The organism is Peribacillus sp. JNUCC 23 (assembly GCF_053653995.1).
In genome coordinates, this window is the sequence record NZ_CM132202.1 from 252,639 (window position 1) to 266,321 (window position 13,683).

The following is a 13,683-nucleotide window of genomic DNA, read 5'->3' on the forward strand; positions in this document are numbered from 1 at the left end:
AAAAATCAACTGCTAAGAGCGTTGGATGGCAAAGGTGCTTTTCGGAGATTTAAGGATGTACTTATCGATTTAAATCTGGAAGAGGAATGGTATTCTTTTAAAGAATCGAGCTATAGAATACTGGCAATTAGATGGTGTGAAGATCAGGGAATTGAATATATTGAATAGGTTCGAGTGGAGGTAGGAAAAGACTGGTATGTTTTCCAGTCTCTTTTTGACGAATATGTAGTTTTATTGGTATAATACTTTGTTGTAAGAGTAAAGTGCCTAAAAGGATTACCTTTTATATCTTGCAAATATAAATGGATAGGTGGTAAGAATAATGATAGAAGTTAAACCGTACAGAGTATTGTTGTACTATTATTATGTAACAATTGAGAACCCAGAGGAATTTGCAGCTGCGCATCTTGCTTGGTGTAAAGAGCACGAGCTAAAGGGCCGTATTTTGGTTGCTACTGAGGGAATCAACGGGACTGTATCAGGTACGATTGAACAAACTGATGCGTATATTAACATGATGGAAAGCGATCCTCGATTTGAAGGTATCGTATTTAAAATAGATGGAGCTGACGGACACGCATTTAAGAAAATGCATGTCAGACCACGAAATGAGCTTGTAACGCTTCGTTTGGAAGATGATATTAATCCACTTGAGATTACTGGCCGTTATTTAAGTCCGAAGGAATTTTTAGAAGGACTTCAAGATGAAAATACCATTGTTCTAGATGCAAGAAATGATTATGAATACGAGTTAGGACATTTTAGAAATGCTGTTAAACCAGATATAAAGTCTTTCCGTGAGCTTCCACAATGGGTGCGCGACAACAAAGAAATGCTTGAAGGCAAAAAAGTATTAACCTATTGTACAGGCGGTATTCGCTGTGAGAAATTCTCTGGCTGGCTTGTAAGAGAAGGCTTTGAAGATGTAGGTCAGCTTCATGGTGGAATCGCCACCTACGGAAAAGACCCTGAAGTACAAGGCGAGCTTTGGGATGGGCAAATGTATGTGTTCGATGAGCGGATCTCGGTTCCTATTAACCAAAAGGAACATGTCATTGTTGGTCAAGATTATTTCACTGGTGAGCCTTGTGAACGTTATATTAATTGTGCAAATCCTGAATGTAATAAACAAATCCTTGCATCAGAGGAAAATGAACACAAATATATGCGCAGCTGTACGCACGAGTGCCGCGTGCATCCACGTAACCTTTACGTAAAACAACACAATCTAACAGATGAAGAATGGGCTGAAAGAGCAAGTCAGCTTACTGAAGAGATGGCTATGAAATAATGAATTAAATGAAAAACACCTCAAATCCGAAAGGAATTGAGGTGTTTTTTTTTAGGCTACAACAGTAAATCATCATGTAGGTCATGACGATATTACAATCTCCCTAGGCTTGAATACCCTCTGTCTGTTCGCCTAGCTTGCCCGATAAATCATTAAGTACTTTCCCGATTTCATACGTTTCTTGATATTGTTTCAGTTGTTCTTGGAAGCTAGATAGCATTTGTTCGGCGCTAGCACTTGTCTGTTGCGACAGTGCTACGTATCTTTCGGATGATTGTTCCACTTCTGGTAAGGAACCTTGCAAGTTTTTTAGGATTGATTCAATGAATCGAAGCTTAACGTTCACCTCATCAACATGTAGACTCCATAAATCAATTGAGTCTTTACTCTTAGATGCTCCTTCAACATTTTTATTGACAATATGATGAATGTTCTCAAATTCACGATGTGTCTGGTTTGTTATCTCTTCCATTTGCCCCATCGTTGTAGCAATTTCTTCCGCTGCTTTGAAGGATTCGTTAGCAAGCTTTCTGACTTCCGTTGCAACAACTGAGAATCCTTTACCGGCGTCACCTGCTCTTGCCGCTTCGATGGTTGCGTTTAGAGCGAGCAATTTGGTCTGTTCAGCAACGGTCTGTATCAGTGAGACGATGGAAGTGACGGAGACCGAATGAGTTTTCAATGTATTCATCGTTTGGGTGATTTGTTTAAATTCCGTTTGAAATAAACCAAGTTCATTTACTAGCTGGTCCATATGGTTTGTCCCACTTAGAGAAGCAACCTCCATCGTTTTTGATATATCAAAAATATGCTGCATTTCCTGAAAGGTCTGGTAAATATCTGCTTTCATTCTGTCAAAAGCAATCATGGATACTTCAGAGCTAACGGCTGTTTCATCCGCAGCTTTTTTGACCGTTTCTATTTCATTGATCAATTCCTGATTTCGGACCAAAACAACATTTGAGGAAGTTTGCAGCTTGGCTCCGGTTGTATGTAATTGATTCGTAGTTGAGCTAATGTTTTGTAGCATACTTTTCACTGTTAGTAATAATGAATCGAAGCTTTTAACAAGGGATGTTATTTCGGCTGAGCTCCTTGGAATATCCTTTAGTGATATATCAAAATTCCCTTCGCGGGCTTCTTTCATGAGTTCTCTTAGTTTTTCTAAAGGCCTTGTCAATTGATTAACGAGTACGATGACAAGAAGCGCTGTAATAATTACACAAGCAATCGTGACTGTGAGAATGGAATATGCCATTTCATGTATTTTAGTTAAATAAACTTGCTGTGGTAGAGCAATGACAAAGGACCCTTTTACTTCTTGAATTTGTTGAAAAGCAAATGTATAGGTAACACCGTTAATTTTTTTATGTAAAATGCCCTTTCCTTTTTTCGTGATCTCTGTTTGTAGTGATTCAGGGATTTTTATAGCCATTTTCTGGCTTACAGAGAACGGGACGGTTTCTTTTCCTTTGATAAGAAAGTAATCGCTATGGAGACCATCTTGACTCATGTCTGCATTTTGGCTTTTAATGACGCTTTCTATTTTTTTGTTGAAATTCTCCTCATCCCCTACATGAAGATACATGAGATTCTGTGCCATTTGGTAAAAAAGCATAACTTCTCTTTTTAGACGTTGTTCGACAGCGGTCATCGTCGCATCTTTTGATTTTGCATAAGACATATAACTAATGATACCGGATGTGAAAATTAAGATAAATATGATAAATAGTAAGAGTTTGGTCTTTAAGGACCAGTTTGTATAAAAGTTAAATAATTTCCCCATCATCCACCTCTTCTTTCTAGGTCTAATTATCCATGAATGGTATTAAAAATTTGTTAAGCTTATGTAAATTTTTCATGTAGAAATGATGAATCGCCGTTCGGGAAATGAAGCAAATAAGTATTTCTGATAAATAGAAAAGCCGTTATTATGGTAAATTAAAGATAGAAAACATATAGAAAAGGTGGTTTGAAGGATAGATGGAAATATTTCTAATTGTTTTACTTCTGTTGTTCCTCATTGGCTTATCCAATATAATTAATCACTTTATTCCATTTATTCCTGTTCCTCTTATTCAAATCGCTTTGGGAGGGGTATTGGCAATTTTGCCTATTGGTCTTCAAGTGCCAATGGAGCCTGAGTTGTTTTTTGTATTATTCATTGCACCGTTGTTATTTAATGATGGAAAAAATGTTCCGCGTAAGGCGCTATGGAAACTTAGAGTACCGATTTTATTATTAGCGTTAGGGCTAGTTTTTGTAACCGTTCTTGTAATCGGTTATTTAATTCATTGGTTGATCCCAGCTATTCCTTTACCAGCTGCTTTTGCGCTTGCAGCAATCCTTTCGCCTACTGATGTAGTGGCCGTTGGTGCGATGGCTAGCCGTGTTAAGCTACCGAAAATCATTATGCATACTCTAGAAGGAGAAGGATTAACGAATGATGCATCAGGTCTTGTAGCTTTTAAGTTTGCGGTGGCAGCTACGGTAACCGGCTACTTTTCTTTAGCGGAAGCCTCATTAAGCTTTGTCATTATTGCTTTAGGAGGCCTTATAGGGGGTGCAATCATTGCCTTTGCTATTATCAGGTTGAGAGTCTTCATCCGCCGACTAGGTATGGAAGATGTGACGATTCATATGCTCATTCAGATTTTGACTCCATTTGTGATTTATTTAAGTGTAGAGCACTTCCACTTTTCAGGAATATTAGGTGTCGTAGCTGGTGGAATCGTCCATGCAATTGAACGGGATCGTGAGCAGTCGCCGACGATAAAACTACAAATCGTTTCGAATAGTACCTGGTCTGTTATTTTATTTATTTTGAATGGCCTTGTTTTTGTCTTGCTTGGTTTGCAAGTGCCAGGTGTAGCGAATTCCATTTTTGAAAACGCAGCTTTTAATAATATGGAAGTGACCGGTTATATCATCATAATCAGCATCTCCCTATTTGTCCTTCGGTTCATTTGGGTATTGGTGGCATGGTGGACAGGTTGGAAAATGAAAAAGGGAATGGTAAAGCCATCATTCAAAGCCATTGGAATTATAACTGTTTCTGGTGTCCGTGGCGCTGTTACATTAGCGGGGGCGTTTACTCTCCCATTCGTGTTAGATGATGGCAGTCCGTTTCCAGAACGTTCATTAATTATTTTTATTGCAGCTGGAGTCATTTTGGCTACACTTATGGTTACAAGCATTTTTTTGCCGATTATTGCCCGGCCAAAGCATGAACATATGGGTGAGAATAAAGTAGAAAGAGAAAAGCGCGCTTTGATTCAATCGCAGTCGGCAGCAATCAAAGCTGTAGAATCTTCCATTACAAACGATAACCGTGAAACAGCAATAAAAATCATTTCTAAATATAATGTAAGAATTAATCAAGCTCATGCAGCCGGAAATCAAAAGAATCAATCGGAAATTAGAGAGAAAGAAAATAAGGCTAGACTGATAGGACTTGAGGCAGAGAAAAGAGAAATAGTGAGGCTCGTAAAAGAAGAACTAGTTGATCGTGAAGCGGCCCATTTGTGTTTGGAGCATATCCGCAGAATGGAAATGGCGGTAACAAATCGAATGAAATATCGTAGACTGATTTTCATACTTTTGTTAAAAAAAGTGCTAGTAAAGAGTGGCAAGCTGTTTTTATCTAAAAAAAGAGAATTAATCGAGCAAAGTAAAGAGCGTCTCCATAAAATGATCGCAATTAAATTGAAAACAGCTAAAGCGGCAATTAGAGAGATTAAGGAAAAGACAAGTCCAGATGATAAGGGGATTTCTTTAATCGTGATCGCGGAATATAGTTTTCTAATTTCCAGGTTAAAACGAGATAATAAAATGGTTCGAGGACACGAACAAGTAAACTTCGAGCGGGATTTACAGTACATAGCCATTCAAGCTGAACGTGATGAAGTGCAGGACATGTTTGAAGAAGGAACAATCAGTTTCGAATTAGCGCAAAAAATGCGGCAACATATAAATATTAGAGAAGCGAATGTAGTAGATGAAGGTAGTTATGATCACTGATGCAATGAAGGAATGACTTTGGAGAGGTCTGTCACACATTAGTCAAATTGTACCGAATGATTGTACCATAAACAAAAATTTAGGCTACTAAAGGGGGATAGTAGAACAAATGCTTGAAAACCAGGATATCTCATTACAATTATATGAACCCAAATATAAGGCGAAATTAGCTAAGTTTTACTTAACTGATGAACAGAAAAGATATACAACTATTCCTATCGAAGCATTAGAAAAGTGTACAGAAGATCCAACAAGAAGACCAATTGTAGTCCTATCAGGAGAAGTGCCAGTTGGATTTTTCATTCTACATACGGGAGAAGGCATTCACAAGTTTACCGAAAACCCACAGGCGATGTTACTGCGAGCCTTTTGTATAAATCACCGTTATCAAGGAAGAAAGTATGCAGCGAGGGCATTGTCTGTTTTACCTCCTTTTGCTCAAAAGTATTTCCCGGATAAAAAAGAAATTATTCTCGCAGTTAATAAAGACAACGAGCCGGCAAAAGGATTGTATGGAAAAGTCGGATTCCATAATACAGGTGCTGAGAAAATTGGGCGAAGCGGTCCCATGCATATATATAGCTATACATTGTCGTAATGTATTCGGAATAATTGTGGCGAATTTAGTAAAGTTGATCTAAAAAGGGACCGTATTGTTTGGTGTGAATACTAATTAAGGAACCCTTATGGTACACTTTAGGTAACTTAAATTGATCGTAATTGAGGTGTACATTCATTGAAAACAGTCGTTGTGATAGGTGGGGGCATTACGGGTGTATCTGCTCTTTATGAATTGCAAAAGTGGAAAAAGAAGACGGGCTCAAACGTTAGACTTGTATTGACAGAAGCCAATAAGGAGCTTGGAGGAAAAATTCATTCGGTGCATGATGGTGATTTCATAATGGAATCAGGTGCAGATTCTATCGTGGCGCGTAAAGGGTATATCGGACCATTGATTGAAGAGTTAGGGCTACAAGATAAAGTGGTGTTCAATGCCACAGGGCGCTCTTTCATTCATAGTGATGGAGAATTAAAGCTCATTCCAGAAGAAGCTGTATTTGGCATTCCAACGAGCATCGAGTCATTAGCGAAAACTACATTAGTTTCTGCGGAAGGTAAAGTTGCGGCCTTGAAGGATTTCTACACAAAGAATGAATCGTTCACTACAGATGATTCTATCGGTGAATTTCTGGAATGCTTTCTTGGACAAGAATTGGTAGAAAAACAAATTGCTCCCGTGCTATCTGGTGTATACTCAGGCAAACTTGCTGACTTGACCATTGCTTCTACACTACCATATTTATTGGATTATAAGAATGAATACGGCAGCATCATACGAGGACTTTCTGAAAATAAAAAAGCTTCCCAAGGGAATGCCAGTAAGAAATTCCTTTCTTTTAAAGGCGGTCTGTCTACTTTGCTTGATCGTATGGAAGAACGGATGGAAGATGTTGAGATACATAAAGGGACAGAGGTAGAGGCTGTTACGAGAGCAGGGAATTCATACACGGTCACTTTTAGAAACGGAGAAAGTATCGTCGCTGATTATATCATTTTAAGCATTCCCCACAATGCTGCTCAAAAGCTATTGAAGAATCCTACACTCCAAAAGGAATTTGATCAATTGAAGAATAGTTCCATTATTAGCGTCTATGTAGGCTTCAATTTGGCGGACAGTGAGCTACCAAAGGATGGAACAGGCTTTATTACTGCAGGAACTAGTGAATTAACTTGTAATGCCTGTACATGGACAAGTAGAAAATGGGAACATACATCCAAGAAAAATCAATTGCTAATCCGGCTTTTCTATAAAAGTACAAACCCTGCTTTTGCTTCATTACAAACTGCTACTGAAGAAGAGTTGCTTAAGGTTGCATTAAGGGATATTAAATTAAGTCTGGGCATTTCAGGTACTCCGGTAACGAGTGAAGTGACTAATTGGAGTGACATGATGCCTAACTATCATATCCATCATCGAAAAGTTGTACAACGGTTGGAAGAGAAGCTCGAGCAAGACTTTCCAGGTATTCGTCTAGCTGGCTGTTCTTACTACGGAGTAGGCATTCCCGATTGTATCGGAAATGGAGAAGCGACGGCTAAATGGGTAACGGAGCAATTATGAATAGGGGTCTGGCTTGTTTCATGTGAGTCAGATCCTTTTTTATTTGGGAAGCTGTTAGAAATAAGTTAGTTGTATCTTTTTTATATCTTGTTTTTCTAGTTATCTTATTTAGCGATAAGAAAATGGTTGTGGTACATTATTTGTAAACGATAATCATGTCGAAGACTGACATAGGAGGCAGCGGACATCTATGGAACATCGACTAAAAGAGGCAGAACATTTTATTCGAGTTAGTTATGAAGAACTACACAAAGGTGAAGCTGAAACGCATAAACGTTTAGAAGAAGTAATCCATCAAATTCAAGAACGAGACAAGTATGAACATACGCTTGAAGAGCTTGAATATGGGGCTAAAATGGCGTGGCGAAATAGTAATAAATGTATTGGCCGTCTGTTTTGGGAAACGATGCAGGTAATAGATAAACGTGATTTACAATCAATGGAAGAGATAGTAGAAGCGCTTTTCGAACATATATCGTTTGCAACAAACGGTGGCAAAATAAGACCGTCTATTACTATTTTTCAACCTGACCGTGTTCGAATATGGAATCATCAGCTTATTCGATACGCAGGCTATGAAACCGAGAATGGGGTTATCGGCGATCCAGATTCACTAAGATTCACACAAGTTTGTGAAGAATTAGGATGGAGGGGCAGAACTGGTCGGTTTGATCTTTTACCTCTCGTCATACAAATGGATGGTGGGAAGCCTCAATGGTTTGAAATTCCTCCTCACCTTGTAAAAGAAGTCCCTTTGCGTCACCCTGAATATGAATGGTTTGCAGAGTTAGAGCTCAAATGGTATGCAGTTCCCATTATTTCAAACATGAGTCTTGAAATCGGTGGAATCACCTATCACGCTGCCCCGTTTAACGGCTGGTATATGGGCACAGAAATCGGGGCAAGAAATTTAGCGGACGAAGAACGATATAATATGCTTCCAACTATAGCGGAACATATGGGTCTCGATATTCACAAGAATTCATCGCTTTGGAAGGATCGGGCTCTTGTTGAGCTCAATCAGGCAGTTCTGTATTCTTTTAAAGAGGATGGGGTAAGTATTGTCGATCACCATACAGCTGCCCAGCAGTTTAAGATGTTTGAGAAAAAGGAAAGGGCGGCTAGCCGACCGGTGACTGGTAATTGGACGTGGCTCATTCCGCCAGTTTCTCCAGCAGCGACTCATATATTCCATAAGCCTTATAAAAATCAAATCATTAAACCAAATTACTTTTATCAAAAACTTCCCTATAAATGATACATTCCTAATCTCCGTGGTTTTGCTCACGGGGATTTTTATTGCTTCTAGTTAGGGCGGACTCTTCATTCTTATAAAGTGTATGGTTAAAATACTACAGTATGAGCAAGAAGAATGTAGTATTTTGATGAAATTTATTTCTGGGGAAATATTTATGTCGGATGATGTACCATTAGTTATTACAAAAAAGATGTTGAAGATTGTCATGATTCCTGTATAATGATTGGGGTTGTAAGTAAACTTTAAGTTTACTTATAGAGTACTTTAGTGTCTCGGAGTTTACTAAAACTAAACTTTGGATCAAAGCGATGAAGATAGTCAAAAAATAACCTTCGTTTAAAACGGTGGCAATGACGAGTCACATGGAGATAACTATGCAAATTGGAAAAAAGATTAAGAATTTACGTTTAAAAAAAGGGTTAACCCAAGAGGAGTTAGGCGAACGAACAGATTTAACCAAAGGCTATATTTCCCAATTGGAGCGTGATTTGAGTTCCCCTTCTATTGAAACCTTTTTCAATATCATAGAAGTGCTTGGATGCTCACCGAAGCAATTCTTTGATGAAGAAGAGCGTGTTCAAAAAGTCGTATATGATGAAGATTCACAGACCTTTTTTGCAGAAGTAGAAAAAGGGTATCAGATTAAATGGCTCGTACCGGAATCGAACGAAAAGGAAATGGAACCGATCTATCTGACGTTTAAAGAAAAAGGGGAGTTTAAGAAGTTTGAGCCATCCCTTTCAGAAACCTTTGGGTATGTATTAAGTGGAAGAGTCATTGTTTATTTAGGGAGCCACATCTATGTGGCTAAAGCAGGAGAATCTATTTATTTTCATGCTTCTGAGGCTCACCAATTGGTTAATGATGTTGATGGACCTACAGAATTGCTTCTAGTTGTTACAAATTCCTATTTATAAGAATTCATCTGTTTGGTGGAACGGATCATACGAATACATGAAGATACTGAGGAGGAGAAGATTTTGACAAATGAGTCGATCATTCGTTTCGAACAAGTAACTAAACAATATGATGCAGATCCAGCTGTATTGAATGATGTTAGCTTTGAAATCGAACGAGGCAAATTTTATACGCTACTAGGACCTTCTGGTTGCGGAAAAACAACCATTCTACGTTTAATAGCCGGCTTTACGGAGGCGACGCAAGGGAAGATTTATTTTAATGGAAAAATTATTAATCGAGTGCCGGCTAATAAACGGCAAGTAAATACCGTTTTTCAGGACTATGCGTTATTTCCACATTTGAATGTCTTTGAAAATGTTGCATTTGGTTTGCGCATTAAGAAAATGAAGAATAGTGATGTCACTGCAAAGGTTAGAGAAGCATTAAGCTTTGTCAACCTTGACGGTTATGAAACAAGAGAAATTTCAGAAATGTCAGGTGGACAGCGTCAGCGTGTGGCCATTGCCAGAGCAATTGTAAACGAGCCTGAAGTGATATTGCTGGATGAACCTTTGTCTGCGCTTGATCTGAAGCTGAGAACGGAAATGCAATATGAATTAAGAGAATTACAGCAAAGACTCGGGATTACCTTTATCTTTGTTACGCATGATCAGGAAGAAGCGCTTGCGATGTCAGATGAGATTTTCGTTTTGAATAACGGGAAAATCCAACAAAGCGGGACACCTACAGATATTTACGATGAACCAATCAGCCGATTTGTCGCGGATTTCATTGGGGAATCAAACATTGTTGAAGGGAAAATGATTCGTGATCATCGAGTCGAGTTTACCGGAAAAGAGTTTGAATGTGTCGATGGTGGATTTAATGAAAAGGAGCCAGTTGAGATTGTAATTCGACCAGAAGATTTGGAAATTACCGATGTGGACCGAGGTAAATTGCAAGTGCGCGTGGACTCTCAGTTATTCCGCGGCGTTCATTATGAAATTAGTAGCTATGATGGGGATGGGAATGAGTGGTTGGTTCATTCTACGAAGAAAGCGACAGTTGGCGATCAAATTGGTCTATACTTTGACCCAGAAGCCATTCATGTTATGCGTTTTGGTGAATCTGAAGAAGAATTTGACAAACGTTTAGAAGCATACAGTGATGGAGTGCAAGATGGAAAATAAAGCGAAGTTTAATTTATACTCCATTCCGTACTTTCTGTGGGTTGTCTTTTTTGTCGTTGCGCCAATCGTACTCGTCCTTTATTATTCTTTATTCGATATTGATGGGAATTTTTCACTGGTCAATTATAAGAATTTCTTTACGCCTGTTTACTTAATGATGACGTTGAATTCATTTTGGTATGCGTTATTAATTACATTCTTTTCTTTGCTTTTTGCCTATCCGACTGCTTATTTGTTAACAAAGACAAAGCATAAACAACTATGGTTATTACTGATCATTGTTCCTTCATGGATCAATTTACTGTTGAAAGCTTATGCATTTCTAGGCATTTTCGGTACGTACGGGGCAGCAAATAAATTCCTAGAGGCAATTGGAATTGGTTCCAAACAAATTTTATTTACCGATTTTAGCTTTATTTTTGTATCAGTTTATATTTTTATTCCATTTATGATTTTACCAATCTTCAATGCATTAAATAAATTGAACCCGAGTTTTATGGATGCGGCTAATGATTTAGGAGCATCAACATGGACTACATTCCGCCGTGTCATTTTTCCGTTAACATTGGACGGTGTGAAATCGGGCTGCCAGGTTGTCTTTATTCCGGCCCTTTCCTTGTTCATGCTGACGCGTTTAATTTCTGGTAACCGTGTGATTACACTAGGGACAGCGATTGAACAGCATTTTCTTGTCATCCAAGATTGGGGAATGGGCTCGACCATCGCAGTGTTTTTAATTATTTTTATGTTCCTGATCATGGCATTGACAGGTGCAAGGAAAAGAGGTGTATAAGATGAAGAAGAAATTGTCATCTGTATCTTCGCTATTTTTAGTGCTTATCTTTTTTATCTTGTATGCACCAATCTTCTTTCTTATTTTTTACTCATTTAACAGCGGCGGTACTATGTTCAACTTTGAAAGCTTTACGTTGGATTGGTATCGTGAATTATTTGGTGATACGCGCTTGTTAATTATTGTTTTGAATACACTTGTGATTGCGTTATTATCTGCTTTAATCTCGACGATTATTGGTGTAATAGGTGCTTTGTTTATTCATTCGGTAAGGAAAAGACAAACGAAAAATACCTTTTTATCATTGAATAGTGTGCTCATCGTCAGCCCGGATGTGATTATCGGTGCATCGTTTTTGATTTTGTTTACGATGGCTGGAATCAAGCTTGGTTTTTATTCCGTGTTGCTAGCACATATTGCATTTAGTGTACCAATCGTCGTCTTAATGGTTCTGCCGAAACTAATGGAAATGAGCCCGACCTATATTGATGCAGCACGAGATCTTGGAGCAAGCAACATGGGTGTGCTGACAAAAGTGATCTTACCTTATATTACTCCAGGTATATTTGCTGGGTTTTTCATGGCACTGACATACTCTCTTGATGATTTCGCGGTTACATTCTTTGTGACAGGAAATGGGTTTTCGACCTTGTCGGTTGAAATCTACTCATTGGCACGTAGGGGAGTATCTTTGAATATTAATGCTCTGTCTTCCTTACTATTCCTGTTTACCGTTATTTTGGTTATTGGCTATTACTTCATCACGAAGCGTAGTACGAAGTCAGGCGGAATGGGGGTTCGTAAATGAAACAGTTAGTCCGTGTATTTTTGACGATCATTCTTGTTTCTATTGTGCTCCTTTCTATCACGAATCGATTGAATCAATCACAAGGTTTGTCAGGTGGCAATACGTTGACGGTTTATAACTGGGGAGACTATATTGATACGGATTTAATTGATCAGTTTGAAAAAGAAACAGGTATAAAAGTGATTTATGAGACATTTGACTCGAATGAAGCGATGATGACGAAAATTGAACAAGGTGGAACGACGTATGATGTTGCAGTTCCATCTGAATATATGATTGATAAAATGATTAAGGAAGACTTATTAATTCAACTTGACCACTCGAAGCTGACGAATCTGGAGAATATCGATGAACGGTTTCTAGACTTGCCATTTGATCCTGATAATGTATATTCTGTTCCGTACTTTTGGGGAACAGTGGGTATTGTCTATAATCCAGAAATGTTGAATGGGATGGAAATAACAAGCTGGAATGATTTGTGGGATTCTAAATTAAAAAACGAAATTTTATTAATTGATGGCGCGCGAGAAGTAATCGGAATGGGACTTAATAGTTTACATTATTCATTAAATGATACAAATCCATTACATTTACAAGAAGCGAAGGCGAAGCTTGATTTATTGACTCCAAACATCAAGGCAATTGTCGGTGATGAAAATAAATTGCTGCTAGCAAACAAAGAAGCGGCCATTGGGATTACTTGGTCAGGAGATGCTTCAGAAATTATGTCTGAAAATGAAGACCTAGACTATGTCGTACCAAGTGAAGGGTCTAATTTATGGTTTGATAATATGGTCATTCCGAAAACAGCAAAGAATATTGATGGGGCCCATGCGTTCATTAACTTCATGCTAGATGCGAAGGTTTCTGCACAAAACACAGAGTATGTAAGCTACTCAACGCCGAATAAAGCAGCACTGGAATTTTTACCGGAAGAAGTGGTAAAAGATGAACGTTTTTATCCGTCACCGGAATTAACTGATAAGCTAGAAGTATATGAGAACCTTGGGAAAAGAAATCTGGCTACCTATAATGAACTTTTCCTGGAGTTTAAAATGCACCGAAAATAATGAGCGAGGAGGATGTCCTGAATGGATTTGACTTACATTCTATACGCGATTTATAGTGTTTCATACACTTGTTAATTGTATATAGTTGTTGGTTTGACCATTTGGTTTAGGATAGCCTCTTTTTCATTTTGACAAAAATATGTGATTTTCACACTTATTTAAAGACTCGTTCATAGTTTCGTCATATTTTCTCGATATGATGAATGAATAAGAAAAAATCATAGAAACGAA

At 38.2% G+C, this 13,683-nt stretch carries 12 protein-coding genes; 11 read left to right on the top strand and 1 reads right to left on the bottom strand.

Annotated features, from left to right (window positions below):
- Positions 1 to 21: 21 nt before the first annotated feature.
- Positions 22 to 168, top strand: coding sequence for a UPF0158 family protein (locus JNUCC23_RS01370; protein ID WP_454213862.1), 147 nt, complete (start codon positions 22 to 24; stop codon positions 166 to 168).
- Between the two features lie 154 nt (positions 169 to 322).
- Positions 323 to 1,291: an oxygen-dependent tRNA uridine(34) hydroxylase TrhO gene (gene trhO, locus JNUCC23_RS01375; RefSeq protein WP_454213864.1), complete on the top strand. Its 969-nt coding sequence runs from the start codon at positions 323 to 325 to the stop codon at positions 1,289 to 1,291.
- 103 nt (positions 1,292 to 1,394) lie between these two features.
- Here the strand turns inward: trhO and JNUCC23_RS01380 are convergent, their stop codons facing one another.
- Positions 1,395 to 3,077: a methyl-accepting chemotaxis protein gene (locus JNUCC23_RS01380; protein ID WP_454213866.1), complete on the bottom strand. Its 1,683-nt coding sequence runs from the start codon at positions 3,075 to 3,077 to the stop codon at positions 1,395 to 1,397.
- A 197-nt stretch (positions 3,078 to 3,274) separates the two neighbouring features.
- On the opposite strand from JNUCC23_RS01380, the gene JNUCC23_RS01385 reads away from it, so the two are divergent.
- The 9 genes from JNUCC23_RS01385 to JNUCC23_RS01425 all read left to right on the top strand — a co-directional run bounded on the left by JNUCC23_RS01385 (position 3,275) and on the right by JNUCC23_RS01425 (position 13,452).
- Positions 3,275 to 5,311, top strand: coding sequence for a Na+/H+ antiporter (locus tag JNUCC23_RS01385; RefSeq protein WP_454213868.1), 2,037 nt, complete (start codon positions 3,275 to 3,277; stop codon positions 5,309 to 5,311).
- 109 nt (positions 5,312 to 5,420) lie between these two features.
- Positions 5,421 to 5,909 (top strand): GNAT family N-acetyltransferase, encoded by a 489-nt coding sequence (locus tag JNUCC23_RS01390; RefSeq protein ID WP_454213869.1) that lies wholly within the window; start codon positions 5,421 to 5,423, stop codon positions 5,907 to 5,909.
- A gap of 138 nt (positions 5,910 to 6,047) precedes the next feature.
- Entirely contained in the window at positions 6,048 to 7,433 is a 1,386-nt protein-coding gene (locus JNUCC23_RS01395; RefSeq protein ID WP_403077225.1) for a protoporphyrinogen oxidase, read from the top strand.
- Between the two features lie 190 nt (positions 7,434 to 7,623).
- Positions 7,624 to 8,691 carry a nitric oxide synthase oxygenase gene (locus JNUCC23_RS01400; RefSeq protein ID WP_403077223.1) on the top strand — a complete coding sequence of 356 codons (1,068 nt, stop codon included), beginning with the start codon at positions 7,624 to 7,626 and terminating at the stop codon, positions 8,689 to 8,691.
- 374 nt (positions 8,692 to 9,065) lie between these two features.
- Positions 9,066 to 9,608 (top strand): helix-turn-helix domain-containing protein, encoded by a 543-nt coding sequence (locus JNUCC23_RS01405; RefSeq protein WP_454213871.1) that lies wholly within the window; start codon positions 9,066 to 9,068, stop codon positions 9,606 to 9,608.
- Positions 9,609 to 9,671: 63 nt separating this feature from the next.
- The gene (locus JNUCC23_RS01410; RefSeq protein ID WP_403077215.1) at positions 9,672 to 10,781 is read left to right on the top strand and encodes an ABC transporter ATP-binding protein; all 1,110 of its coding nucleotides are present in this window, start codon (positions 9,672 to 9,674) and stop codon (positions 10,779 to 10,781) included.
- Positions 10,771 to 11,574, top strand: a complete 804-nt coding sequence (locus tag JNUCC23_RS01415; RefSeq protein WP_062186921.1) for an ABC transporter permease — start codon at positions 10,771 to 10,773, stop codon at positions 11,572 to 11,574. Before JNUCC23_RS01410 ends, JNUCC23_RS01415 begins: the two co-directional genes overlap by 11 nt.
- A gap of 1 nt (position 11,575) precedes the next feature.
- Positions 11,576 to 12,382 carry an ABC transporter permease gene (locus tag JNUCC23_RS01420; RefSeq protein WP_403077211.1) on the top strand — a complete coding sequence of 269 codons (807 nt, stop codon included), beginning with the start codon at positions 11,576 to 11,578 and terminating at the stop codon, positions 12,380 to 12,382.
- Entirely contained in the window at positions 12,379 to 13,452 is a 1,074-nt protein-coding gene (locus JNUCC23_RS01425) for an ABC transporter substrate-binding protein (protein ID WP_403077208.1), read from the top strand. The genes JNUCC23_RS01420 and JNUCC23_RS01425 overlap by 4 nt, the downstream gene beginning before the upstream one ends.
- Positions 13,453 to 13,683: the final 231 nt, after the last annotated feature.

Excerpts from the sequence above, each read along its gene's own strand:
- trhO (WP_454213864.1), top strand. The coding sequence starts at position 323 with ATGATAGAAGTTAAACCGTACAGAGTATTGTTGTACTATTATTATGTA.
- JNUCC23_RS01380 (WP_454213866.1), bottom strand. The coding sequence starts at position 3,077 with ATGGGGAAATTATTTAACTTTTATACAAACTGGTCCTTAAAGACCAAA.
- JNUCC23_RS01385 (WP_454213868.1), top strand. The coding sequence starts at position 3,275 with ATGGAAATATTTCTAATTGTTTTACTTCTGTTGTTCCTCATTGGCTTA.
- JNUCC23_RS01390 (WP_454213869.1), top strand. The coding sequence starts at position 5,421 with ATGCTTGAAAACCAGGATATCTCATTACAATTATATGAACCCAAATAT.
- JNUCC23_RS01400 (WP_403077223.1), top strand. The coding sequence starts at position 7,624 with ATGGAACATCGACTAAAAGAGGCAGAACATTTTATTCGAGTTAGTTAT.
- JNUCC23_RS01405 (WP_454213871.1), top strand. The coding sequence starts at position 9,066 with ATGCAAATTGGAAAAAAGATTAAGAATTTACGTTTAAAAAAAGGGTTA.
- JNUCC23_RS01415 (WP_062186921.1), top strand. The coding sequence starts at position 10,771 with ATGGAAAATAAAGCGAAGTTTAATTTATACTCCATTCCGTACTTTCTG.
- JNUCC23_RS01420 (WP_403077211.1), top strand. The coding sequence starts at position 11,576 with ATGAAGAAGAAATTGTCATCTGTATCTTCGCTATTTTTAGTGCTTATC.
- JNUCC23_RS01425 (WP_403077208.1), top strand. The coding sequence starts at position 12,379 with ATGAAACAGTTAGTCCGTGTATTTTTGACGATCATTCTTGTTTCTATT.